Below are 26,187 nucleotides of genomic sequence, written 5' to 3' on the forward strand. Positions count from 1 at the left end.
GGGGCAGTAGGTATATCCGAAATGGGTTTAACAAGTGCTCATGAAGAGGATGGAATGTTAAAGAAAAAAATGATGCAACAAGCTAGACAAGTGATTGTATTAGCAGATCACACAAAATTTGGAGTCAATGGCTTCTTTCATTATGGAAGTTTTGCAGATATAGATGTACTGATCACAGATCGTGAGCCTAGTAGTGACTTTATGCAACTCTTACAAGAGAAAGGTGTAGAGATAGTCATAGCTGGCGAGGGGGAGGAAGAGGAAAATGACTAATTTAATTGCAGTTGACTTAGATGGTACCTTGTTGAGCGACGAAAATACCATCAGTGCTGAAAACATGGAGGCGTTGACTTTTGCCCATAATCAAGGAGTCATGGTCGTCATTGCAACAGGACGTTCTTATCACGATGTTAAAAACATACTTAATGAAAGTAACTTTCCTATGACACCATGGATCATTTCAGCGAATGGATCAACCATTCATCATCCGAACGGTGAGAAGGTGCACTCGGTTCCCATTGATAAAGAGGCAGCAGAACCGATACTGAAATGGCTAGAGGATGAAGGATTCTATTATGAAGTGTTTGCTGACCATTCATTACTTACACCAAAGCATGGGAGAGAATTACTAGAAAGGGAAGCAGAAAAGCTGAGAACGGAAGATCCTTCTGTCAAAGAAGAGGATATACAGCGGGCATTAGCGACCCAGTACAGTCAAACAGGCTTTGAATTTGTCCCCTCTTATCAAGACATCATTAGAAGTGATGCAGACATTTATAATATTCTTGCCTTTTCTTTCCATGATGAAAAATTAAATAGAGGGAAAGAGAACTTCCTTGGATTAAAAGGGATGAATATTGTTTCGTCGGGTAAACATAATTTTGAATTTATACATGAAAACTCCTCTAAAGGTAAGGCTTTAGAAAAATTAGGAGAAATCTTACAAATACCACTTCTAAAAATGGCAGCAGTGGGAGATAATTACAATGATGTATCTATGTTAACGATGGTAGGAAGAAGTGCTGCCATGGGAAATGCTGATGAGGCAGTAAAAGAAAAAGCACATGAGGTAACTCTAGAAAATCATGAACATGGAGTTGCTCATTTTATCTATCGTCTATTAAAAAAATAGGTATCCATGGTTGGCGTAACTTGATCGCAAGGCGTGACAACCAAGATATAAATGGTCAACCAAATCGGTTGGCCTATTTTATTTCTAAATTGGAAAGAAAAAGCGGTTCACGGTAAGAAGGTTATTTCCCTATTTCCGGGAGTAGCTATGGTAAGATAATAGGATAGAGAAGGAACGTACGAGGGAGGTTTTCTTATGGCAGTTCACTTAGTTATCGGAAGATCTGGAACTGGAAAAACGCAATTTTGTTTAGATGAGATAAGAGAAGAAATGCTGCAACGGCCAGTGGGAGATCCAATTGTTTACTTAGTACCTGACCAGATGACATTTTCTTCTGAATATAAATTGATAACAACACCTGGGCTTGGAGGAATGATTCGAACTCAGGTTTTTAGTTTTTCAAGACTAGCGTGGCGAGTGTTGCAGGAAACGGGTGGGAATACTAGGTACCATTTAAATAGTGTTGGTATTAATATGTTGATTCGCAAGATTGTTGAGGAGAGAAAAGCAGACTTAAAGCTCTTTAATCTTTCTGCTGACAAAAATGGGTTCATCCAGCAGCTAGAACAAATGTTGGTTGAATTTAAAAGATATTTAGTAAGACCAGAAGAGTTGCTTATTCAGCAGCAAGCTGAGCAAATGAACAAAGTCCTTCGTGATAAATTACATGATCTGGAGTTGATTTATAAACATTTTGAAGATGCCCTTTTTGGTTCGTATGTGGACTCGGAGGATTATTTCAAATTACTAGCTGAAAAAATACCGTTATCGCACTACTTAAAAGATGCGGAAATATATATTGACGGATTTTACAGTTATACACCTCAAGAGTATTTCATCATAAGTCAGCTCATGAAGCATTGTAAAAAAGTAACGATCACTCTTACGTTAGATGAACCGTACAATGAAAAATATCCAGATGAATTGCATTTATTCCGTATGAATGCGGAGACTTGTCAAAGTCTTTATGAGATTGCTAGAGTAGAAAAATTAGAAATAAAAGAAACCATTTTATCTGAGCAAAAAAGATGGCAGCATCCATCCCTGAAGCATTTGGAAACATTTTTTGATACGCGCCCTACAAATGTATTTAAGGGGGAAACGGCTGTTACGATTGGACAAGCGGTTAATCGTCGAGCGGAAATCGAAGGAATTGCACGTGAAATTCTATCACTTGTTCGAACGAAGAATTATAGATACAAAGACATTGCCATCATGATGAGAAATGGTCATGAATACAAGAATTTAATAGAAACGGTCTTCGATGATTACGAGATTCCGTTTTTTGTGGATCAAAAACGTACGATGCTTCATCATCCTGTTATCGAACTTATTCGCTCCACGCTTGAAGTAATCAACGGATATTGGCGTTATGAACCTGTGTTTCGAGCGATCAAAACAGAGCTGCTTTTTCCGCTTCATGTAGATTCAAATAAAATGCGAGAGCAAATGGATCAGCTTGAAAATTTTGTCCTCGCGTTTGGAATTCAAGGAGATAAGTGGACAAGACGTGATCGTTGGGTCTATCGCCGAATGAGAGGACTTGAATTAGAATCTGTTGCCCAAACGAATAAGGAAAAAGACTTTGAACAAAAGTTAAACGAGCTTAGACTAATGATCTCAGCACCGATCCTTCGCTTATCAAGAAGATTGAAAAAAGCTGAGAATGGAAGCAAATTAGCGGAGGCACTTTTTCTTTATCTAGAGGAATTAGAAATCCCTGCAAAGCTTGAAAGATGGAAAATAGCTGAAGAGGAAAAGGGAGAATTAACAAAAGCAAGAGAGCATGATCAGGCATGGAACGGTGTGATTGAGCTTTTGGATCAGTTTGTTGAAATGTTAGGGGATGAAAAAGTTTCTCCAAAGCAGTTTTCAAATGTTTTGGATGCAGGATTAGAAGCACTGCAGTTCTCTTTAGTACCACCGGCAATGGATCAAGTGCTAGGGGCTGATCTTGAAAAATCTCGTTTAACCGATGTGAAAGTTGCTTTTATAATCGGAATAACAGAAGGTGTCCTACCTGCTAAATTTTCAGAGGAGGGTATATTTGGCGATGAGGACAGGGAGCAGTTATTACTAAATGGTTTAAAGATTTCCGCGAGTAGTAAAACCCGTTTATTGGATGAGGAGTTTATCGCCTATAAGGCTTTCACCACTCCGTCTGAGCGTTTGTATGTTTCTTATCCACTAGCAAATTCTGAAGGAAAGGCATTAATTGCCTCCCCATATATTAAGAGAATGGTTGATATGTTTCCTGATGGTGAAGCTCTATCGTTCATGACTGAGCCTTCAGAGCTTAGTGAGTTGGAACAATTAAAATTTGTTGCACATGAAAATACGGCGCTTGCATATTTAACGACACAACTTCAGCTAAAGAAAAGAAATTATCCTATCTACGACCTATGGTGGGATGTGTATAACTATTACCAGTCAAAACCGCATTTTCAAAGGGATGTGCGGAAAGTACTTTCTAGCTTAACCTATGAAAATCAAACAACAAAGCTGTCTGAGGAGACGAGCAAGGATTTGTATGGAGAAGAAATCCAATCGAGTGTCAGCCGAATGGAAATGTTCCATAGCTGTCCGTTCTCACATTTCTCTCAGCACGGGTTAAAGCTTAGAGAACGTCAAGTATTTAAACTAGAAGCACCGGATATTGGAGAACTCTTTCACGCAGCATTAAAATATATTACTGAAACAATTGTAGCGAGCAAGTTGTCATGGTCAGATGTGTCAAAGGATGAAATGGAAAATTTGGCAAAACAAGCAGTGGATTTACTTGCGCCAAAACTACAAAATGAAATTCTATTAAGCTCGAATCGTCACCATTATATTAAACGAAAGCTGGAACAAATTATTCAGCGGGCTTCTCTTATTTTACGTGACCATGCAAAGGCAAGCGGGTTTGCACCGGTAGGGCTGGAACTACCATTTGGACCTTCGGAACAAATAAAGCCTGCACCATTTACCTTGAAAAATGGGACGAAAATGGAGCTAGTGGGCCGTATTGACCGAGTAGACAAAGCCGACCATGCTGGTGAAGTGTTCCTGCGAATACTCGACTATAAATCAAGTGCAAAAGACGTAAATGTAAACGAAATTTATTATGGTTTGGCCCTGCAAATGCTTACGTATTTAGATATCATTATTTCAAACTCTGAATCTTTAATTGGTACTAAGGCTAGCCCAGCAGGTGTTGTGTATTTTCATGTGCATAATCCGATGATTAGTACGAGCAAAATGCTTAACTGGGATGAGATTGAGGCAGAGCTTTTTAAAAAATTCAAGATGAATGGTTTATTGTTAGGCGAAGAAAATGTGATTAAACTTATGGACCAAACATTAGAATCTGGTGAATCGAGAATTATTTCTGCTGGAATTAAAAAAGACGGGTCGCTAACGAAAAAATCGAAAGTGGCAAGTAAGGAAGAATTTAATCAGTTGCGGTCGTATGTTAGAGATATGTACGTGAAAACGGGAAATAGTATAGTCGACGGTGCCGTTCAAATTTCTCCTTATAAAATGAAGGAGAAAACACCATGTACTTTTTGTTCGTTCAAGTCTGTTTGTCAATTTGATGAATCATTACAGGCTAATAACTATAGGATGTTAAAGGTTGAAGACAAAGAGACTGTAATAGAAAAAATGCGAAAGGAGAGTGCTGAAAATGGCGAGCATGAAACTTCCACCGAAACCGAGTGATGCGACTTGGACGGATGATCAGTGGAAAGCAATTGTTGCAAACGGACAAGATATTTTAGTTGCTGCCGCAGCAGGATCTGGAAAAACAGCCGTTCTTGTTGAAAGAATGATTAAGAAAATTGTTTCTGAAGATCAACCGATGGACGTTGATGAGATGCTAGTCGTAACCTTTACGAATGCTTCCGCGGCAGAAATGAAGCATCGTATGGGAGAGGCACTTGAGAAGGCGATTGATGAAAATCCCACATCGAGACATCTCCGAAAGCAACTAAGTTTACTTAATAAGGCGAGTATATCCACTCTCCATTCCTTTTGCTTAGAGGTGATTCGAAAGTTTTATTATAAAATTGAGGTTGATCCCGGATTTAGAATCGCTGACGAAACGGAAGCGCAACTCTTAAGAGATGAGGTTTTAGATACCATATTTGAAGAGGAGTACGGGAAGGAAGCTAATACTGAATTTTTTGATTTGGTTGATATGTTTTCAAATGACCGCAGCGATGCGGCCCTACAAGTGATTATCCGAGAGCTCTATGACTTTGCGCGTTCAAATCCATCGCCTAAGAGCTATCTACAATCAATTATTGGTATGTATGATGTAGATGAACAAACAACGATCGAATCATTGCCCTTTTATCAGACACTTCTTTTTGATATTCAACTCCAGCTTCAAGGTGCAAGGGGCTTATTTGAAGCTGCTCTTGAAATAACAAAGCTTCCAGAAGGACCCAGTCCTCGAGCGGAAACTTTTACTGATGATATTAGAATCATTGATCGACTGCTTGAAGCAAGTAACCACTCATGGGATGAGTTATATAACACACTGATAAGTGAATCATTTTCAAAGCTAAAACCATGTAAAAAAACGGAGTATGATGAGGTACTATTAGAAAAATCTCAAAAACTTCGTGACAAAGGAAAGAAAATGGTTCAAGCCTTACAAGCGGAGCTTTTTTCACGAAAACCACAAAGTTTTATTCATGACATGAAACAAATGAAGCCTTATATCCAAACATTGGTTAACCTTGTTGAGGAATTTTCTAAACAATTCGATTTCATAAAGCGGGAAAAAGGACTTGTCGACTTTGCTGATTTAGAGCATTATTGCCTCCAGATCTTATCAAATCCAGAAGAAAGTACGGATCAAGAGTTCAAACCTTCTGAGGAAGCTTGTGTCTATCGACGGCAGTTTAAAGAAGTACTTGTTGATGAATATCAAGACACAAATATGGTACAGGAAGCAATTTTAAATTTAGTAACTAAAGACGAAGAGCAGACAGGGAATTTCTTTATGGTAGGAGATGTAAAGCAATCGATTTATCGCTTCCGCCTAGCAGAGCCAAATTTATTTTTGGGTAAATACAACCGATTTACTTCACAGGGTGAAGAATCAGGCCTTCGAATTGATTTAGCTCGTAATTTCCGGAGCCGAAAGGAAGTTCTTCATGGAACCAACTATTTATTCAAGCAGATCATGGGTGTTTTAGTTGGAGAAATCAACTATGATGAAGCGGCTGAGTTAATTACTGGTGCGTCCTACCCGGAGGAAGCTGTTCCAGTTGAGTTGTTGATCATTAATAGTAATGGTAAAGAGGAAATTTCAAATGAAGAAGGAGAAACTGAGAGTCAAGGTGACTCCTTTGATGAAGAAGAACTCGAACAATCACAGCTAGAAGCTAAGCTTATTGCGAGTAAAATAAACGATCTGATTCAAGGGCGAAAGCCTGTTTACAATCCTAAAACAAAGAGCTCTAAGCCGGCATCATATAAAGATATTGTCATCTTGCTTCGATCAATGACGTGGGCTCCACAGATTATGGAGGAATTAAAAGATCAGGGAATACCGGTTTATGCGAACCTATCAACGGGTTATTTTGAAGCAACAGAAGTCGTTATTATGATGTCTCTGTTACATGTCATTGATAATCCATATCAGGATATCCGACTTGCTTCTGTTCTGCGTTCTCCGATTGTGGGCTTAACCGAAGAAGACCTGGCTTGTGTTCGCATGGAGAATCGAAGAGGTTCTTTTTACGAGGCTCTAACTTCCTTTTATCGAAAGGCGCCAACGGAAATGAATGAAGCGGCGCATGAGAAGATTGTACCGTTTATGGAGAATTTAGCAAAATGGAGAACGGCAGCTAGACAAGGTGCATTATCAGAGTTACTTTGGCAGCTATATAGAGAAACGGGGTTCTTTGATTTTGTTGGTGGGCTACCAGGCGGGAAGCAGAGGCAAGCGAATTTACGTGCTCTGTATGATCGTGCACGACAATATGAGGAAACATCGTTCCGTGGATTGTTTCGCTTTCTTCGATTTATCGAACGGATGAGAGAACGTGGGGACGACCTAGGTGCTGCTCGCGCACTTGGGGAAAGTGAAGATGTTGTACGAATCATGACCATTCATAGCAGTAAAGGGTTAGAATTTCCAGTCGTGTTTGTGGCTGGATTGGGCCGCCAGTTCAACATGATGGATATCAGGAAATCCTATATGCTAGACAAGGAGCTTGGCTTTTCTGCAAAGTATGTTGATCCTAAAAAGAGAATCTCATATCCATCGTTGCCCCAGCTAGCTTTTAAACGCAAAAAGAAACTCGAGATGTTAGCGGAAGAAATGCGTGTATTGTATGTTGCATTAACCCGAGCAAAAGAGTATTTATATTTACTAGGAACCGTAAAGAATGTAGAAAAGAAGCTTGAGGATTGGGAGCAGTTCTCCATTCATCCGGAATGGCTACTAAAAGAGTACGACCGTCAATCAGCGAAGGGCTACTTAGACTGGATTGGACCATCCTTAATTAGACATCAAGATTGTCAGGAGTTGCGAAATGGAAAGGGGATCGGACATCTTGTCCCAGAAGAAATTTCGAACCATTCATCGTGCTGGAAGATAGAATTAATCGATGCAGTACAGTTAGCTTCAATAAAAGAAACGGTTTTAGAAGAAAAGGATCATTTATTAGAACTTGTAAAAGAGGGAAAAGAGCTTCCGGTTAAATCAGAGTGGAACGAACAGGTACTTTCACAATTAGAGTACAAGTATAAATACTTCGCGCCTTCCACTCATCGTTCTAAGCAGTCTGTCTCTGAAGTGAAAAGGCAAAGAGAATTGCGGGATGAAGAAAGCGGAATAGAATTGCAAAAAAAATTCAGGAAACCGCTAATGAATCGTCCACGTTTTATGCAGGAAAAATCCTTAACCCCAGCAGAGCGAGGCACGGCTATGCACGCGGTGATGCAGCAGATTGATTTAGAAAAACCAATCACTTTTGATAGCATTACGAGCCAATTAACTGAAATGGTTCAACTTGAACTGTTAACACTTGAGCAGCTGGAGGTAATAGATGTTGACCAGGTGGTTCAATTTTTTGAATCGAAGCTCGGTGTTAGATTATTAAAAGCAAACACAGTGTTGCGTGAGATCCCTTTCAGTTTATCTCTTCCTGCAAGCGATGTGTATGCAGATTGGAAGGGAGAGGAGGAGGCCGTTCTCCTTCAAGGTATCATTGATTGTGTTTTTGAAGATGATGAAGGACTCGTCCTACTTGATTTTAAAACGGATGGAATTCATGAACGCTACAAGGGTGGATATGAAGAAGCGAGATTAATTCTTGAAGATCGTTACAAAGTTCAAATTGAACTATATAGAAGAGCGTTAGAGGAAATATGGAAGAAGAAGGTACATGAATCGTATTTATTCTTCTTCGATGGTGCACATATCATGAAAATGGACTAAATAGTTAGTCAGCAGGAGAAATTACTCTTGCTGGCTATTTTTTTAGGAGGGAAAGCAATGGGGAAGAAACCAATCATTCTTGGTGATTGTGAGCTTTGTTTGCGCAACAATGTTGAGATTACTATCCATCATCTAACACCGAAAGAGCTGGGAGGAACTTTTTTACCTACAGCCAAGCTATGTCTACCATGTCATAAGCAAATTCATGCCCTTTATACGAATGAGGAATTGGCTGCTCGTATGAACACAATTGAAAGACTACGTGATGACGAAATGATTAAAAAGTTTGTAAAGTGGATTCAGAAACAACCAGCTTCCAAATTGATTACTGTATCTAAATCAAAGGACAGAAGGCAAAATAAGAGGTGAAACAGTGTTCCACCTAGTTATTTCCTAATGTTGGCTGATCAATTAAGTTAGTATCTAACACATTGCTAGCTGATAACCCGTTATTAGTAATAATGATACCGCCTGTATTTACAGCACCAGCACCAGTGACAGATTTAGAGTTGCTTTTCGGTGAGATGTAAAGTGCATCGCCAAATTGGACGATTCCACCGCTCACCGTTGTAATTTGTACGGGACCGGTAATTGCGGGCATAAAAAACATCCTTTACATATGAGTCTTTTCAGTCTGCATCAAGTTTTCTTTGGTAAAAGCTGACGAATATGCTTGATTCGTGCTTCCATATTAATTGCCTGCGTATTTCCAACATGAAGAATAGAGGAAGAGGAGAAGGCAATGACATTAATGGTGTTCACATGAATCATTGGATTTTGATGAAAGGAAGTGATCATCACGTCTTCCTTGTCTTGAGGAAAAATAATGGGGCGTTGAAAGATGGGGTATTTCGAGAAATCCTCCTCATCACCAATAAACAATTGCTTTTCCCGTTGCACAGCGATCGCTCTATTCAGACCATTAATAATTTTTGAATCCCCAAGTTGAATGACGGATGATATAGCTGCATTCGTAATGTGAATATGTTTAACAGAACTTGATCGTTGAAGCATACTATCTACCTTCCACAGCTAGAGGTACAAATGGACCAATGATTAGAGATTCAGCAGGGGTATCGAACGCTGATGCTAGATGGATGGTTTCTGCATCTCCTACCATTAATATTGAAGAACTCGAAACCCCGACCACTCGGATATCCCCCACATGTATGTCCCGATTGTATACTTGAAAATTCATCATTCCTGTTTCATCCCTTTCACATTCTCCGGTAAATTCTTTATAAAAATCTCAACACCATGCTCCATTTCTTTATGAAACTGGTCAGTTATCGTTTTTTCTAGCTGTGAACGATCCTCGTTCTCAATAACTCCTGCGGAAAACTCACGTATATAATGTTCGACTCTTTTTGGTATTTGTTTTTTGATATCTTCCTCGATAAAGTGATAGTACGATTCATCGAGGTTTGTTTGCAGCTTTGCTTGGGTCTTCTCAAAGATTGCCTGTAAATGATTGCCCATATATTCATATACCATATCCTCGAGCTCCATTGATCTTTGGAACATTTGCTTTGGCGGGGTAGGAGTTTTGATAGATTGATTTGGAACAGAGAAGTCCTCGATCCCTTGTAGATCAGATGGATTTAGTCCAATATTTAAAGTGCCATCGAGCGATTCTACCTTGAGTTGATCAAATTTATATTCAATTCGATCCACATGAACAGGTGGTCTTTCTTTGAGTTGAGATATTTCTTTTTGCATGAGTAATACACTTCGTTCAAGAGCTCGTATCCGGTGTTCTTGGCTTTCAACAAGTTGGTGAAGCTGTCTTAAGTAGTCATAGAATTCATTATTCATACTGACATCTTCCCTTCTATTATGAAATGGATAACGGAACAGCTGGAGAATCTATATACGACCCAGTATCAATTCCTGTGGGTTCAGCCGAATCCTGACTTGTTACGATTGTGCCGCCGGGATGAATAGGTTCAGGTGCTGGTCCTGTAAAACCTCCAGTATTATATAGATGGGCGGTTGGGCGAATGACTCCAGCACTGCCAATCTGTAAAACGGATGAATTCGTAATCGCATCAATGCGTAGAAGATTAATAGAAATATTTTGTTGAATATAAAAATTCATATCATCACCTGCTTATTAAGCATTTAATATATTTCCTTGGTCAATGCCGTCATGGTCATACGCGTTGGTAGAACTAAACTTATTATATACACGTAATCCATCCCCTGTATTAAAGGAACCTGCCCCTGAGTATGTCTTGGCATTAGAAATAGGCATGATTTTATATACATCTCCAATATGAAAAATGGAACTACTTCCAATCGAGATTACTTGAGCTACACCGACAATTACTGGCATACACTACACCCTTTGTTTAAGATTCTTTACATTGTATGTGCCTAGAAACTAGATGTGAGTTATTTAGAGGAAAAATTAAATTGCAGATTTTTACTTAAAGGGTCATATCCTGTCCATTTAGGGAACAGTTTTGGTGTTTATTGGGAATATTTGAAGTATAATAGTTTTTAAGTTGTAGAAATGGGGGAGGGATACATATAAGAAGTCAGGAAAGAATTGTTTCCATTGATATAATGAGAGGGTTATCGATATTGGGGATTTTCTTAGTAAATATGCTATCTTTTCATACTCCAATCCTTTATATCGACCCATTTGTTACTTGGACATCAACTAGTGACCGTTTGTTTTACTCGTGGATTGATTTATTTATTCAAGGAAGTATATATCCTTTATTCTCTTTTCTTTTTGGATATGGTTTTGTTATTTTAAGGGAGAGAACCATTATGAAGGGTGGAACATTTTCCACCATAGCAATAAGGAGATTGCTTTTTTTGTTGGTTATCGGATGGGTACATGCTAACTATATTTGGCATGGAGATATTCTTTTTACCTACTCGTTGTTTGGTATCCTCCTACTGCTCTTTATCAGACTTAGAGGGAAAGTACTAATGTTATTGGGGTTGATTTTATACTTTGTACCTAATGTAATCATTACGGTAATGATGATCTTAGCCTCAATGGTTGCTGGTAATGGGGAATTTACGGTGGCAGATGAGACAAGTGCTTTAGCGTCATATAAAGCTTATCAAAATGGTACTTATGAGGAAATTCGGGAACAAAGATTTATCGACTGGTCTTTAGTCAATCATCCAGGCAATCTATTCTTTATGCTCTTTTCGATCTTTCCGTTGTTTTTAATCGGGGGAGGAGCGGCGAAAGAGAACTGGTTAAGAAGAGTAACAGATTTAAAAAGACCGTTTCTAGTAGTAATAGCGGTAACATTATTTATGGGATTGTTTATTAAGAGCGCTCCTTATTGGTTAACCAGAAACTGGGCAACAGAATATTCTCAAGATATGCTTGGTGGTCCTTTATTATCGATAGCATACATCCTACTGATCGCGCTTGGTACGAATCATCAACGAGGCTTACAGGTGTTTAAATTCTTTGGACCTGTTGGGAAGCTTAGTTTTACAAATTACTTAGTTCAATCCATCGTCTCGACGTTGATATTTTATTCCTACGGTCTTGGTCTATATGGACAAGTGTCAGTTGACGAAGGAACGTTACTAGCCATGACGATATTTATTATTCAATTGATTTTTAGTCATATTTGGGTAAAGTACTTTTATCTTGGCCCCTTTGAGTGGGTGTGGAGAACCGTTTCGTATTGGAAATGGCAGAGTCTAATGAAAAAAGGAGAAAACTCATGAAGCTTCTTACCGGAAAAAGAGATAACAAAGTGTTTATTGGTGTTTTAGATTCAACAGAAACAAAAGTTCTTTCTGTTAATGAAAGAGAATCAATGGTCGAATGTATTGCAAAGGGAGAAAAATTTCTACAGGAGATAAAAGAGAAAATTCAAGCAGCAAGCGAGGAGGAGTATTTTTTCCTAGAAGAGGTTACCTTGCTTTCGCCCGTTAAAAAACCTCCGAAAAACATTTTGTGTGTAGGGAAAAATTATGTGGACCATGCGATTGAGATGGGAAGTAAGGACGACATTCCGGAGCATTTGATGGTTTTTACAAAAGCTCCAACTACGATTATTGGTCCAAATGAACAAATTGATAATCATCTTTCCATTACGAAGCAGCTAGACTATGAAGGAGAGTTAGCGATTGTGATTGGAAAGAAGGGTAGGAATATAAAAAAAGAAGACGCTCTTGACTATGTGTTTGGTTATACAATTGTAAATGATATAACAGCACGTGATCTTCAGGCGAAGCATAAACAGTTTTTTCTCGGAAAAAGCCTAGATACGAGTTGCCCGATGGGACCAGTTCTTGTTCATAAAGAGAACTTATCAGACCCCAATCACTTACATATTGAAACGAAAATAAATGGAGAGGTTCGCCAAAGCTCCAATACAAAGCACTTTATCTTTTCAGTGGAGGAAATGATTTCGACCATTTCATTGGGGATGACACTTGAACCCGGAGATGTGATTGCTACAGGTACTCCTGCAGGTGTAGGAAAAGGATTTCAACCACCGCGCTTCTTAAATCCAGGTGATCAAATTGAAATTACCATTGAGGGGATAGGAACCTTATCAAATAAAGTCAGTGAGGAAATATGAAAAATTTGTGAACAAATGTTGAAACGTGAATTTCCAAAGGGACGTTCTTTTTAGTTTTTTTAACACTGTTGTGGTATGATAAAGTCGATATTTAATAGGGAGGCTAATTTATGTCGATTAACACACATGCCCATATCACTGCATGGGTTCTTGCACTAGTCCTATTTTTTGTAGCAACCTCATTACATAAGAGTGGAAAAGCAAAGGCAGCGAAAATCGTTCATATGATTTTGAGAGTTTTGTATATCCTTGTGTTTGCAACGGGTGGAATGCTCGTCCATACATTATTCTCGATGCAACCAGGTGAATATATAGCTAAAGTTTTAATTGGACTTTGGGTAATTGCAGCGATGGAGATGGTTCTAGTACGTACGGTTAAAGGAAAAGAAACAAAGTCGCTTTGGATACAATTTTATATTGCGGTAGTTCTAGCCATCTTATTAGGACTTCGCTTACCACTTGGATTTCAATTATTTTAAATAAAACCTGCTCCTTTAATCTCGGAGCAGGTTTTATTATAGAAATTTCTCAATCACTGTTCTCTTACCAGTGTTAAGTGTAAATTCAAAACGGTCAGTTTGCTTCTTATAATAACAGAAATGATGTTGAACATTACAAATATCTTCTTGATTATCAAAGATAATAAAATTCACACCACTTTTTCTTTCTGCATCCTTTAAAAACGTTAGATGATTGTAGCAATAAATACAATCAAAGATTGAAAAGCCAAGAGAATTTAAATGGGAGACAAACTGATAAAATGAATCATCGTTGATCTCTTCTAATAACCGTTCAAGGGAATACATTAAGTGTTTGCGGATTCTTACTACATCTTGATTTTTTAAATGAAGGGTTTCATTTCCAAATGTGACTTTCCCATCCTCAAATAAAATACCCTTTTTCCACCGATTGAACCGAAATACCTCAATTTCTTGGTGTAAAAAATCATCCAAGATGGAGGCTTCATCTGTTTCCTCATCAAAAAAAATCCACTGGTTGTTTATATGTTCTACCGTTCCTTCAATAAATGCTCTCGTTTGAAACTCAAAAAGTTGTAGTCGTTGCTGTCTACTCATGATAAGACCTCCGTTAAAGGCTAAAGGTTATAGAAGTTTTTTAGATCTATCTTCATTCTTTTTAGACATCTTGTATATTTTTTAAACGCCCGCACATAAAAATTGGACAATTAACCATTTTTCACGCCCAGCATAGTATGGGTATATGTTCGGACTGACCAAACAAACGCACTACTCTTGAAAGGATGAATAAAATATGTGTGGCATAACAGGCTGGATTGACTTCCAAAGAGATATGAGAAAAGAACGTGGCTCTATAACGAAAATGGCTGAAACCTTGGCAAAGCGCGGTCCAGATGATACAAATGTATGGACGGATATTCATGTAGGATTCGGACATAAACGTTTAATCGTTGTTGACCCTGAGGGCGGAAAGCAACCAATGTCTAAATCAAAAAATAATCACAAATATACGATTTGTTATAATGGTGAACTTTATAATACCGAAGATATTCGAAAAGAACTGCTATTAAAAGGATATTCCTTTAGCGGTCATTCTGATACAGAAGTTCTATTAACTGCATATATCGAATGGGAAGAAAATTGTGTAGAACATCTAAATGGTATCTTTGCTTTCGCCATTTGGGATGAGAGAAAGGAACAGCTCTTTATAGGACGGGATCGACTTGGCGTTAAGCCGCTTTTTTATTTATCAACAGAAAAAGGAATGATGTTTGGGTCTGAATTGAAAGCGATTCTTGCTCATCCAGAAGTAAAGACAGAAATTGACCGAGAAGGGTTAGCGGAAGTCTTTGCTTTAGGTCCATCAAGATCACCTGGAAATGGGGTATTTAAAGGGATATCAGAGCTAAGACCAGCTCATGCACTTACTCTATCCAAAAGCAAAGGACTAAAAATTTGGCGATACTGGAATGTAAAAAGTGAAAAACATACGGACAGCTTGAATGATACTGTTGATAAGGTTCGCTTCCTATTTACGGATGCGGTTAAACGGCAACTGGTTTCAGATGTTCCTCTCTGTACATTTTTATCCGGCGGAGTAGATTCTAGTGCCATTACAGCCATTGCTGCGATGGAATATCAAAAAGAGGGAAAAGGGAGCCTTCATACGTATTCTATAGATTATGAAGACAATGACCAATTCTTTAAGGCAAATGAATTTCAGCCGAACTCAGATGGAATTTATATACAAAAGATGTCTGATGAATTTCAGACTACTCATCACAATAGCATTATTTCTCAAGAGCTTCTTGCTGAACATTTAATTGAAGCCGTTCATGTGAGAGACCTACCAGGTATGGCTGATGTAGATTCATCTCTTCTATGGTTCTGCCGTGAAATAAAAAAAGATTTTGTTGTTAGTTTATCTGGGGAATGTGCAGATGAGATTTTTGGCGGATATCCTTGGTTCCGACGTGAAGCTGATTTAACGCGTGAAGGTTTTCCATGGATGAGATCGATTGAAGAAAGACAGGGTTTGCTCCGATCAGAATGGAGAGAAAAGTTACAGCTTAAGGACTATATGCTTCAACAGTACAATAAGACGGTTCAAGAGACTCCTGTTTTAGAAGGGGAGACGAGGGAAGAAGCAAAAAGACGAGAGTTGTTTTATTTGAATATGGTTTGGTTTATGACCACTTTGCTTGATCGCAAGGACCGAATGAGTATGGGAGCAAGTCTTGAAGTAAGGGTTCCTTTTGCAGATCATCGACTTGTTGAATATGTCTGGAATATTCCTTGGGAGATGAAAAATTATCAGAACCGTGAAAAAGGATTGCTACGAAAAGCATTAGAGGGAATTCTCCCTGATGAGGTATTGTATCGAAAGAAAAGTCCATATCCGAAAACACATAATCCGAAGTATACAAAAGCAGTACAGCAGATGCTTGCAGAGATTATGACGGATAAAGGATCGGTTCTTTATGAATTCTTTGATGAAGCAAAACTTAAGGAAATAATCACTACTGAAGGAGCAGCCTTTAAAGAACCGTGGTTTGGCCAATTAATGACTGGACCGCAACTTCTTGCTCATCTTGCCCAAATTCATATCTGGTTTAAAGATTACAATATTAATATTGTTGAATCGTAAGTAAGAAAAGAAGCCTATACACTAGTGTAGGCTTCTTTATGTTAAACTATTTAAACAGCTTTTTCTTCTACAAAGGAATGGCGAACCCAAACCTTTGAACGCCATCGCCAAAGCATGAGTAATCCTCTAAGCCATTCATCAGCTATGAAAGCAATCCAAATGCCAACGAGTCCAAGTCCAAAGGTGATTCCTAGCAAATAAGATAAGGTGACAGCCACCCCCCACATAGAAAGAATACCCATATATACTGGGAATTTTACATCACCCGTTGCTCTTAAAGAATTGATAATGACTAAGTTAAAGGAGCGGCCTGGTTCTAAGATAATCGTTAACAGAATCAACGTACTACCCAGTGCAATGATGTCCTCATTGCTTGTAAATAACTTCATTAAATCTTTTGCAAAGAACGAGAAGAGTATCGCTGCGCTTAAGGAAATGATAATAGCTAATCGAAGACTTTTTAAGCAACGATGATAGGCATCCTCATACTTCTTTGCACCAATCAAATACCCTATTAAGATTTGAGTACCTTGACTTATAGCTATGCTAAAAAGGAAAATAAACATCATAAGATTTTGAGCGTATACTTTGGACGTGAGTGCTTCTGTACCTAGTGTGGCAATAAAGAACGTGATGACCATCTGAGAAGTATTATAAGAGAGTTGCTCCCCAGCAGAAGGAATTCCAATTTTAAGCAAGTTTCTAACATGTACCTTTGGAAAACGGAAGAGTAGGTGAAATGGCAACTCAACAGGGATTCTTTTAATCATCACGATGATCGCTATTGCCAAACCTATGAATCTACTAACAGTAGTTGAAATAGCTACACCTTCCACACCGAGAACCGGAAAACCAAAAGGACCAAAAATGAATAAGTAATTACCAATCACATTAATAATATTCATGCCAATTGTGATGTACATAACATCTTTTGTAAATCCATAACTACGGATGACTGCACCAATCGTCATAATAAATGCTTGAACAAAAGAAAATCCTCCGACAATTAATAGGTAGGAGTTTGCTTCATCCAATAGTTCGGGAGGTAAATCCATCATTAATAAAATAGGTTTACTAAATAGAAAAATTCCTATACTTAGAAGAATCCCAAAAACAAGATTTGCTCCAAGAGAAACGATTGAAATTTCTGCAGCTGCATGTTCCTGTTTCGCTCCTAAATTCTGTGTCACCAATATTGCTGTCCCTGTTGCAACAAAACCAAACATAACGATAATTAGAGAAAGGACTTGGTTCGATACGCCAACAGCGGCAACGGACTCATCAGAGTATTGAGAGAGCATTAATGTATCTGCATTCCCCATAAGCATATACAATAAAATTTCAATAAAGATGGGCCATGTTAAAGCAACAAGGGTCATCTTTTGTTTTTTGCTTTTCGTGCTCATGACTATTTGACCCCCTAACATAATAAAACGAAATAGTCTTAAGCAGAATGCTTAAGACTATTTAGTAAACAATTCATTTTAACTGAATGAAGTACTAATTTAAAAGGAGATGATTTCAAAGCCGAAAGGAGCAACCGTAACTGAAAGATGATCAGATTCAGCTGCAAATTCTTTATTTTTCAATAAGTCTATAAGCTTTCTTCCTTTTAAATGAAAAGGTAATGAATGCGTAGCTTCTTTGCTAGTAGGGTTTAATATAACTATTATTGTTTTGTTTTCATCCTTTTTCGAATAGGCAATACACTCATCCTTATCCGAATGGGCAAGGAAAGAGAAGGTTCCTGAGTTGGCAAGAAGCTTTTCTTCTTTTCTTAGCTTAATTAATGATTGGATATGTTGTTGCATCTCTTTATTCCATTTTTCCATTTCCCACGGCATGCATTCTCTACAACCAGGGTCCATGACTCCACTTAAACCAATTTCATCTCCGTAATATATGCAAGGTGTCCCGATAAATGTCATCATAAAGGTATAGATAAGCTTCATTCTATCTGTGTTACCATTACATTCAGTTAAAATACGTGGTGTATCATGACTTCCAACCAGGTTAAATGCAACTTCATTAACATTGCTAGGATACATTTGAATAACCGATGTCATGTTTTCAATAAACTGCTGCTTTGAAATTTGATCTTTTGCAAAGAAATTTAACACATTTGTTAAGAAAGGATAGTTCATCACTGCATCAAATTGGTCTCCTCGCAGCCACGGCATGGAATCGTGCCATATTTCACCTAAAATATATAGGTCAGGCTTGAGGTTCTTAACAGCATGACGGAACTCTCTCCAAAACTGATGGTCAATTTCATTGGCTACATCTAATCGCCATCCATCTATATCAAACTCTCGAACCCAGTACCTTCCAACCTCAAGCAAGTATTGCTTTACTTCTTCGTTTTGTGTATTAAGTTTAGGCATCGTTTGCTCAAAGGCAAATGTGGAGTAGTTTGGAAGCTCACCACCTTTTAAAGGAAATTCCTTTGTATGGAACCAGCTTGCATACTTTGATTTCTCTCCATTCTTAAGAACATCTTGAAAGGGAGGAAAGTGGTATCCGCTATGATTAAACACAGCATCAAGCATCACCTTTATTCCATTTTTGTGACAAGTTTTTACAAGTTCCTTAAAGGTTTCTTTATCTCCAAACTGAGGATCAATCTCCATATAGTCCATCGTATCGTATTTATGATTTGAATATGCCTTGAAAATAGGAGTAAAGTAGATTCCTGTGACCCCTAAATCCACTAAATAATCAATATGATCGATGATTCCTTTAAAGTCTCCACCAAAAAAGTTTTTCTGTGATGGAGGTTCACTTGCCCATGGTAGGGCCCCTTTTGGATCATTGGTAAGATCTCCATTGGCGAATCTCTCTGGGAATATTTGATACCAGACTGTATCTTTTACCCAGCTTGGAGCACGAAATACTTCGCTCGCATGAAGGAAGGGAAATGAGAAGTAATAACTCGGATCTTCAGGAGCCTTCTCATAAAATCCTTTTTCTGTATATAAAATGGTTTCTTCTCCATTATTAATAAAGAATCCGTAGCGAATTCGCTTGTAGGTAGGTTGTATGCTTAGAAGCCAGTAATCAAAAAGAGCATCTGTGGCAACTTTCTCCATTTCTGTTTGCTGAGAAATCCAAGCCCCATCTTTCCACTCATATTGATCACCGAATAAAAGTTGAACCGTTTGAACTTCTTCTTTACGAGTACGCAGTTTTAAGTGTAATGTCTGTTCATCGATGGGATATGCGTATTCATCTGTAGGACGATGATAGATAGAAGAACGAGTAATCATAATATTTTCCTCCTTTTGTGCAATCGATTGCATTTAATTCTACTTTCTTTACGTTAGCAGATATGTGAAAACCCTTCAACAAATACATGGCAAAACACTTATAAATTTTTTTCTTTGTCTTTTATGTGAAAATAGTTGTCAAAACGAAAAAACTAGGTATAATAAAAATATAGTTTGTGCAATCGTTTTCACAACTCTATTCTTTCAGTTGAACGTATTAGACCAATAAATTACTTATTTATAACTAATTGTGGCAACGTTTTTATAGAGTGCTGTTTTTATAGATTTGTGCAATCGTTTGTACAACTAACAGAAATAAAAAACATACATTTTTGGAGGGGTCAATAATGAAAAAAGCATTTTCGCTTTTCATGATGATCATGTTAGTACTAGGAGTCCTTGCTGCATGTGGACCAAATCGTGAAGAAGCTACTTCAACAGAAAATGAAGGTAGCAATAAGGCTGGAGAAGAACCAGCAAAGCCAGAGAAATTAGTAGTATGGGAAGATACCGATAAAGAGGTTGCCTTAGAACCTGCTATCGAAGCTTTCGAAAAAGAATATGGCATTAAAGTTGAGTATAAAACATTAGGTATGGCAGACAAAATTCGTGACCAACTTCGTCTAGATGGTCCAGCTGGAAATGCTCCGGATGTAGTAACTTTGCCACATGACCAAATTGGTCAAGTAGTTGTTGAAGGATTAATTTCTGAAATTGAAGTTGAGCAAGATGTACTTGATACGTTCACAGAATCTTCTGTTTCAGCTCAAATGTATGATGGTAAGCTTTACGGACTACCAAAAGCGACAGAAACACCAGTATTTATTTATAACAAAGCGTTAATGGATAAAGCTCCAGCAACTTTTGATGAGTTATACACTTTCTCAAAGGATTTCACTAAAGGTGATAACTACGGCTTCTTAGCTCTTTGGGATAACTATTATTTTGCTCATGGTATTATGGGTGGAAACGGTGCTTACGTATTTAACGAAGAAAATGGTGCGTTAAACCGTGATGATGTAGGTCTTAATAACGAGGGCGCTGTAAGAGGTGCTGAATACATTCAACAATGGTATAAAGAAGGCTTATTCCCTAAAGGAATCATCGGTGAATCTGGTGGTTCAGCTATGGACGGGCTATTTAACGAAGGCAAAGTTGCTTCTGTTATGAATGGACCTTGGGCATTCCAAGCAATGAAAGATGCTGGAATTGACTATGGCGTTGCACCACTTCCAACATTACCAAATGGTGAAAATGTAAAGACACTCATGGGTGTTAAAGGATGGCATGTAACAGCATTCACTGAAAATCAATACTGGGCTACAAAGCTTGTTGAATTCTTAACAAACGAAGAAAGTGCAAAAACACGTTTTGAAACAACTGGAGAAATTCCACCAGTTAAGTCTTTAATCGAAGATCCAATTATTGCTGAAAACGAAGCTGCAAAAGCTGTAGCTGTTCAGTCTTCATATGCGATTCCAATGCCGAATATTCCAGAAATGGCTGAGGTTTGGTCTCCAATGGCATCAGCATTACAGCAAATCGCTACGCAAAAATCAGAGCCAAAAGCAGCTCTTGATTCTGCAGTTGATACAATCCAAAAGCAGATTGAAACTAACCACGCAAAATAAACTGTGGTATAATCGATAGGCAGTACCCTCTGGTATTGCCTATCATTACATTCATTTAGGCAAACGGTTGCGCAATAAAAAATACATTCCTCCTCAAGTTAGAAAGGGGATAGAAGTCAAATGGAAGCGGAAAAAATAGTAACAACAAAGCATGCAAGAACAGCTGCTTTGCTATCAATTGTCCCAGGATTAGGGCAAATTTACAATCGTCAGTTTTTAAAAGGAATTATCTTTCTCGTACTAGCAGCAGCATTTGGTATAGTGTTCGGTGACATCTTGAACATGGGATTTTGGGGCTTATTTACACTAGGTGAAATTCCTAGAGTAGACCATTCCATCTTTCTCTTAATTGATGGAATTATTGCATTGATTGTTACAGTGTTAGGATTAGGGGTGTATGCATTTAACCTTTACGATGCACACTCGAATGGAAAAAAACGTGATCTTGGCTTACATCTAAATTCAGTTAGAGAACAATACCACAACTTAATTGACGGTGGTTTTCCATATTTAATGATTACACCAGGGTTTTTGTTATTAATTTTTGTTGTAATCTTTCCAATCATTTTCGTGATTCTTTTGGCATTTACAAACTACGATTTATACCATTCACCACCAGCTAAGTTAGTAGATTGGATTGGGTTTCAGAACTTTATAGACATCTTTAAAATCGATATTTGGCGAAATACTTTCTTTAAAGTACTAGGATGGACAATTGTTTGGACATTTGGGGCAACGACGTTCCAAATTGCTTTAGGGATGTTCCTTGCCATTATTGTTAATCAGAAAGATCTTAAAGGAAAAGCGATTATTCGTACCATATTAATTTTACCTTGGGCGGTACCAGCTTTCGTATCCATTATGATTTTCTCTGGAATGTTTAATGAAACGTTTGGTGCAATCAATAAAATGATATTACCAGCTCTAGGGTTAGATCCACAGCCATGGATGACAGAAGCCAACTGGACACGTCTAGCATTAATTTTAATTCAAGGTTGGTTAGGTTTCCCGTTCATCTTTGCCATGGTAACAGGTGTTCTTCAGTCTATTCCAGAGGACTTATATGAAGCAGCAACTGTAGATGGTGCAAGTATTTGGCAGAAGTTCTCAAAAATTACTTTACCACTTGTATTGTTTGCAACCGCACCAATCATGATTACGCAATATACCTTTAACTTTAATAACTTTAACGTAATCTTCCTCTTTAACAACGGAGGACCAGCTGTGCCAGGGCAAACTGCATGGGGAACAGATATCTTGATCTCATGGATCTATCGATTAACGATGACTTCGGCACAATATGGAAAAGCTGCAGCCATCACAATGATTCTTTCTTTCATTATTATTGCAGTGGCTTTATGGCAATTTAGAAGAACAAAATCATTCCAAGAAGAGGATATGATGTAATATGAGTATGAAAAAGAATAAAATCATAAGACTTACACTGTCATACTTCGTCATTGCGGTCATGGCAGTTATCGTATTCTATCCATTGCTTTGGATTATTGGATCTTCCTTTAATCCTGGGAATAGTCTCTCAGGTTCAACGATGTTTCCAGAAAATCCAACTCTAGCACACTATAAGCATCTGTTTGATGCAGACAAGAGTGACTATATTATCTGGTACAAAAATTCCTTGAAAATTAGTATTATTACAATGGTGTTAACTGTTGCGAGTGTAGCTTTAACGGCATACTCATTCTCAAGATATCGTTTTGTAGGTCGTAAGAATGGACTAATCACATTCTTAATTTTACAAATGATTCCAAACTTTGCTGCATTAATAGCCATCTTTGTTTTAGCAAACCGTACGGGATTAATTGATACACACTTAGGATTAATTCTTGTGTATGTTGGTGGCCAAATTCCAATGAATACGTATTTAATGAAGGGATATTTAGATACGATTCCGAAAGAGCTCGATGAATCTGCAAAGATGGATGGAGCGGGACATTTAAGGATTTTCTTCCAAATTGTTATGCCTTTAGCTAAACCAATATTAGCAGTAGTAGCTTTATTCTCATTTATTGCTCCATTTGGCGACTTTATCTTAGCGCGTATTTTATTACGATCTGAAGATAAATTCACATTATTAGTTGGCCTATATGAACTAGTTGCGAAACAGTTCGGTAACGAATTTACAAAATTTGCTGCAGGTTCTGTACTAATTGCTATTCCAATCGCTGCATTATTCTTAGTTTTCCAAAGATATTTTGTTTCTGGTTTGACGGCTGGAGGAACAAAAGGATAATCTTGTAGGGAAGGATTTCTAACAGGAAAAGGAGGAGCGGAGATGAAAAAGAAAATGCTTTCTTTCATCTTAATCCCGTTTCTTCTTTTTTACTCCCTACCGATAGGTGCAGTGGAAAAAGAAGAGCGAAAATGGCAGGATGAGACTTTTTATTTTATTATGATCGATCGCTTTAATAATAGCGATTTCAACAACGATTTTAAAGTAAATATGGATGATCCCAAATCATATCATGGCGGTGACTTTCAAGGTATAATCGATCAATTGGATTATATTAAAGACATGGGGTTCACCGCTATTTGGCTTACCCCGGTTTTTGATAATGCGGAAAAGGGCTATCATGGATACTGGATTAATGACTTTTACAACACAGAAGAACATTTTGGAACGATAGAAAAATTTAAAGAGTTAGTTAAAGAGGCACATAATCGAGACATAAAGATCGTCCTTGACTTTGTTGTCAATCATGTTTCGCCTGAGCACGAGTGGCTAACAGACAGTGAGAAAAAGGATTGGTTTCATGAAAATAAAGAAATTTTAAATTGGGAAGATCAAGATGAACTCAATAATGGTTGGATTTATGGATTACCTGATTTAAATACGGAAAATCCTGAAGTATCAAATTATTTATTAGAGGCAGCAAAGTGGTGGATCACAGAAACAGATATCGATGGTTATCGACTGGATACGGTACGTCATGTGCCGGTTGAATTTTGGGAAACATTTTCTAAAGAAGTTAAAAGTGTAAAGGATGATTTTTACTTACTCGGTGAGGTTTGGGACAATGACCCAAATTATATAGCCCAGTATGACAAAGCGGGGATTGATGGCTTTGTGGATTATCCCTTGAATGAACATTTACGGACGGCTTTTGCTAAGCCAGATCAATCTCTTTATTGGTTGTATACGACTTGGGACCGAAACAAGACCATTTACGAAGAACCTTATTTAATGGGTACTTTTATGGATAATCATGATACTCCGCGCTTCACCAGAGATACAGTACAAAACAATGAGCATCCTGGTCCTCGCTGGAAGCTGGCCCTTACTTACTTGTACACGACGCCTGGTATTCCGATTGTCTATTATGGCAGTGAGATTGCTCTTGATGGGGGGGAAGACCCTGATAACCGTAGACAAATGGATTTTCGAACAGATAAAGAATTGGTAGATTATATTTCTCAAATTGGAGCTGCTAGACAGACACTTCCTTCCTTAACGCGTGGTACGTTCGAGTTTCTATATGAAGAGAAGGGTATGGCTGTATATAAAAGAGAGTATGAAGGTGAAACCACTGTTGTAGCAATAAATAATACATCAAAAACACAAACAGTAACCATTACAGAAGGACTTGAAAAGGATAAGGAACTTCGAGGAGTTCTCAGTGATGAGATTGTCCGCGGAAAAGGCCAGGAATATACACTCGTTCTCGACCGTAATCAAGCTCAAATCTATATCTTGGGTCAGAAAACAGGTTTGAATATTCCATATATACTTATTATGGCAGCTGTGTATGTAGCGTTTATCATATTTATCTATTTGCTTTGGAAAAGATCGAAAAGGAAAAAACTCCCGAATCAATGATTAAAAATATACTACAAAAGTATTGGATAGTTAGGGTAGAATAAGGAATAAAGAAAAACCTGAATAAATATTAATACTATTCAAAAATGTAGTTATTAGGAAATGAGGTGGGTATGATGGCTGTTACAATTAAAGATGTTGCTAAATTAGCAAAGGTCGCACCATCTACCGTATCACGTGTAATTGCAAATAATCCTCGAATAAGTGAAAAAACGAAGAAAAAGGTTAGAGAAGCCATGGATGAGTTAGGGTACCATCCTAACTTTATTGCAAGAAGTTTAGCGAGTCAAAGCACACAAGCAATCGGTCTCGTCATGCCTAGCTCTACTGACGTAGTATTCCAGAACCCCTTTTTTCCAACAGTGCTAAGAGGACTTAGTGAAGGGGCACATGAAAAGCACTACGCGTTATATATGACAACTGGAAAGACTGACAATGAAATTCTAGACGGAGTTACACAGATGGTCCAAGGTGGACGCGTTGACGGAGTGGTCCTACTTTATTCGAAAATTGAAGATAAAGTATTAATGTATTTGCAGGAAAGAGGCATTCCATTTGTAGTTATTGGCAAACCTTTTAAGCATGTGGAGGAAATTACTCATGTTGATAATGATAATTTCCGTGCAACGAAGGAAGTAACGGAATACCTCATTCAGCTTGGGCATGATCATATCGCTTTTGTTGGTGGAAACTTAAACCTTGTTGTTACGGTTGAGCGGTTACTTGGATACGAGAAGGCACTTCGAGAAGCTGGAATTTCGTTAAATGACGAGTATATTGTTCATGAGGAGTTTTTAAGAGAAGGTGGACAAGAAGCTGTAAGGGAATTGCTTTCTTTAAAAGTTCCACCAACAGCATTGGTTGTCGCGGACGATTTAATGGCATTAGGGGTTCTTAATACATTAGATGAACTGGGAATTAAAGTGCCTGAAGATATCTCGATCATCAGTTTCAATAATGTCCTAGTCTCAGAGATGTCCAGACCACCTCTCACAAGTGTGGATATTAATATTTTTGATCTCGGGTTTGACGCTGCTCGTAGTTTGATTCAAAAGATTGAAAACCCAAAGGAACCAATCAAAAGAATTATTATTCCACATCAAATTGTCAAACGCTTCTCTTGTTCTTTTCCAAATGAAGAAAGAGTGTTTTTGCCACAAAAAGGGACTTTCAGTTGAAAAGTCC

General features: G+C 38.0%; 23 protein-coding genes. 14 read left to right on the forward strand and 9 right to left on the reverse strand.

Translation table 11 applies throughout. From position 1 onward, the window contains the following. Positions 1-21 precede the first annotated feature (21 nt). The 5 genes from ACFFHF_RS07490 to hlpB all read left to right on the forward strand — a co-directional run bounded on the left by ACFFHF_RS07490 (position 22) and on the right by hlpB (position 8,942). Complete coding sequence (locus tag ACFFHF_RS07490) at positions 22-273, forward strand: DeoR/GlpR family DNA-binding transcription regulator (RefSeq protein WP_377057824.1); 252 nt, start codon at positions 22-24, stop codon at positions 271-273. Further along, on the forward strand, positions 266-1,132 hold the full coding sequence (locus ACFFHF_RS07495; protein ID WP_377057826.1) for a Cof-type HAD-IIB family hydrolase: 867 nt from the start codon (positions 266-268) through the stop codon (positions 1,130-1,132). The genes ACFFHF_RS07490 and ACFFHF_RS07495 overlap by 8 nt, the downstream gene beginning before the upstream one ends. A gap of 195 nt (positions 1,133-1,327) precedes the next feature. Beyond that, a complete protein-coding gene (addB, locus tag ACFFHF_RS07500; RefSeq protein ID WP_377057828.1) occupies positions 1,328-4,834 on the forward strand; it encodes a helicase-exonuclease AddAB subunit AddB in 3,507 nt (1,168 codons plus the stop codon). Continuing rightward, entirely contained in the window at positions 4,800-8,573 is a 3,774-nt protein-coding gene (gene addA / locus ACFFHF_RS07505; RefSeq protein WP_377057829.1) for a helicase-exonuclease AddAB subunit AddA, read from the forward strand. The genes addB and addA overlap by 35 nt, the downstream gene beginning before the upstream one ends. 57 nt (positions 8,574-8,630) lie before the next feature. Further along, entirely contained in the window at positions 8,631-8,942 is a 312-nt protein-coding gene (hlpB, locus tag ACFFHF_RS07510) for an HNH nuclease-like protein HlpB (RefSeq protein WP_340902827.1), read from the forward strand. A gap of 13 nt (positions 8,943-8,955) precedes the next feature. On the opposite strand, the gene ACFFHF_RS07515 is transcribed toward hlpB, so the two are convergent. Genes ACFFHF_RS07515 through ACFFHF_RS07540 form a run of 6 tightly spaced genes read right to left on the reverse strand, consistent with a single transcriptional unit; the run spans position 8,956 to position 10,908 of the window. Then, positions 8,956-9,174 (reverse strand): spore germination protein, encoded by a 219-nt coding sequence (locus tag ACFFHF_RS07515; protein ID WP_377057830.1) that lies wholly within the window; start codon positions 9,172-9,174, stop codon positions 8,956-8,958. Between the two features lie 38 nt (positions 9,175-9,212). Next, positions 9,213-9,587, reverse strand: coding sequence for a spore germination protein GerPE (locus ACFFHF_RS07520; protein ID WP_160546456.1), 375 nt, complete (start codon positions 9,585-9,587; stop codon positions 9,213-9,215). A 1-nt stretch (position 9,588) separates the two neighbouring features. Continuing rightward, positions 9,589-9,771, reverse strand: coding sequence for a spore germination protein GerPD (locus tag ACFFHF_RS07525; RefSeq protein WP_160546475.1), 183 nt, complete (start codon positions 9,769-9,771; stop codon positions 9,589-9,591). Beyond that, positions 9,771-10,388 carry a spore germination protein GerPC gene (gene gerPC / locus ACFFHF_RS07530; protein ID WP_377057831.1) on the reverse strand — a complete coding sequence of 206 codons (618 nt, stop codon included), beginning with the start codon at positions 10,386-10,388 and terminating at the stop codon, positions 9,771-9,773. Before gerPC ends, ACFFHF_RS07525 begins: the two co-directional genes overlap by 1 nt. Before the next feature lie 19 nt (positions 10,389-10,407). Then, positions 10,408-10,671 carry a spore germination protein GerPB gene (locus ACFFHF_RS07535; protein WP_377057832.1) on the reverse strand — a complete coding sequence of 88 codons (264 nt, stop codon included), beginning with the start codon at positions 10,669-10,671 and terminating at the stop codon, positions 10,408-10,410. A 15-nt stretch (positions 10,672-10,686) separates the two neighbouring features. Further along, positions 10,687-10,908 carry a spore germination protein gene (locus ACFFHF_RS07540; RefSeq protein WP_377057833.1) on the reverse strand — a complete coding sequence of 74 codons (222 nt, stop codon included), beginning with the start codon at positions 10,906-10,908 and terminating at the stop codon, positions 10,687-10,689. A gap of 251 nt (positions 10,909-11,159) precedes the next feature. Here ACFFHF_RS07540 and ACFFHF_RS07545 point away from each other — a divergent pair, with 251 nt between their 5' ends. From ACFFHF_RS07545 to ACFFHF_RS07555, 3 genes are all read left to right on the forward strand, one after another. Next, complete coding sequence (locus ACFFHF_RS07545; protein WP_377057834.1) at positions 11,160-12,281, forward strand: DUF418 domain-containing protein; 1,122 nt, start codon at positions 11,160-11,162, stop codon at positions 12,279-12,281. Beyond that, entirely contained in the window at positions 12,278-13,144 is an 867-nt protein-coding gene (locus tag ACFFHF_RS07550) for a fumarylacetoacetate hydrolase family protein (protein ID WP_377057835.1), read from the forward strand. The genes ACFFHF_RS07545 and ACFFHF_RS07550 overlap by 4 nt, the downstream gene beginning before the upstream one ends. Before the next feature lie 110 nt (positions 13,145-13,254). Beyond that, positions 13,255-13,623, forward strand: coding sequence for a YisL family protein (locus ACFFHF_RS07555; protein ID WP_377057836.1), 369 nt, complete (start codon positions 13,255-13,257; stop codon positions 13,621-13,623). Positions 13,624-13,659: 36 nt separating this feature from the next. On the opposite strand, the gene ACFFHF_RS07560 is transcribed toward ACFFHF_RS07555, so the two are convergent. Further along, the gene (locus ACFFHF_RS07560; RefSeq protein ID WP_340902836.1) at positions 13,660-14,220 is read right to left on the reverse strand and encodes a DUF2777 domain-containing protein; all 561 of its coding nucleotides are present in this window, start codon (positions 14,218-14,220) and stop codon (positions 13,660-13,662) included. A gap of 196 nt (positions 14,221-14,416) precedes the next feature. Between ACFFHF_RS07560 and asnB the strand changes: the two genes are divergently transcribed. After that, the gene (gene asnB / locus ACFFHF_RS07565) at positions 14,417-16,270 is read left to right on the forward strand and encodes an asparagine synthase (glutamine-hydrolyzing) (protein ID WP_340902839.1); all 1,854 of its coding nucleotides are present in this window, start codon (positions 14,417-14,419) and stop codon (positions 16,268-16,270) included. Between the two features lie 50 nt (positions 16,271-16,320). Here asnB and ACFFHF_RS07570 read toward each other — a convergent pair whose 3' ends face one another. Beyond that, complete coding sequence (locus ACFFHF_RS07570; RefSeq protein ID WP_377057837.1) at positions 16,321-17,676, reverse strand: MATE family efflux transporter; 1,356 nt, start codon at positions 17,674-17,676, stop codon at positions 16,321-16,323. A 99-nt stretch (positions 17,677-17,775) separates the two neighbouring features. After that, positions 17,776-19,533 (reverse strand): alpha-glycosidase, encoded by a 1,758-nt coding sequence (locus tag ACFFHF_RS07575; RefSeq protein WP_377057861.1) that lies wholly within the window; start codon positions 19,531-19,533, stop codon positions 17,776-17,778. Between the two features lie 350 nt (positions 19,534-19,883). On the opposite strand from ACFFHF_RS07575, the gene ACFFHF_RS07580 reads away from it, so the two are divergent. The 5 genes from ACFFHF_RS07580 to ACFFHF_RS07600 all read left to right on the forward strand — a co-directional run bounded on the left by ACFFHF_RS07580 (position 19,884) and on the right by ACFFHF_RS07600 (position 26,180). Next, entirely contained in the window at positions 19,884-21,167 is a 1,284-nt protein-coding gene (locus ACFFHF_RS07580; RefSeq protein WP_377057838.1) for an extracellular solute-binding protein, read from the forward strand. Between the two features lie 120 nt (positions 21,168-21,287). Further along, on the forward strand, positions 21,288-22,574 hold the full coding sequence (locus ACFFHF_RS07585; RefSeq protein WP_377057839.1) for a carbohydrate ABC transporter permease: 1,287 nt from the start codon (positions 21,288-21,290) through the stop codon (positions 22,572-22,574). 1 nt (position 22,575) lies between these two features. Next, on the forward strand, positions 22,576-23,418 hold the full coding sequence (locus tag ACFFHF_RS07590) for a sugar ABC transporter permease (RefSeq protein ID WP_340902843.1): 843 nt from the start codon (positions 22,576-22,578) through the stop codon (positions 23,416-23,418). Positions 23,419-23,460: 42 nt separating this feature from the next. Further along, complete coding sequence (locus ACFFHF_RS07595; protein WP_377057840.1) at positions 23,461-25,002, forward strand: alpha-amylase family glycosyl hydrolase; 1,542 nt, start codon at positions 23,461-23,463, stop codon at positions 25,000-25,002. Between the two features lie 116 nt (positions 25,003-25,118). Further along, a complete protein-coding gene (locus ACFFHF_RS07600; RefSeq protein WP_377057862.1) occupies positions 25,119-26,180 on the forward strand; it encodes a LacI family DNA-binding transcriptional regulator in 1,062 nt (353 codons plus the stop codon). Positions 26,181-26,187 lie beyond the last annotated feature (7 nt).

Source organism: Robertmurraya beringensis, assembly GCF_042433785.1.
GTDB classification, from domain to species: Bacteria; Bacillota; Bacilli; order Bacillales; family Cytobacillaceae; genus Robertmurraya_A; species Robertmurraya_A beringensis.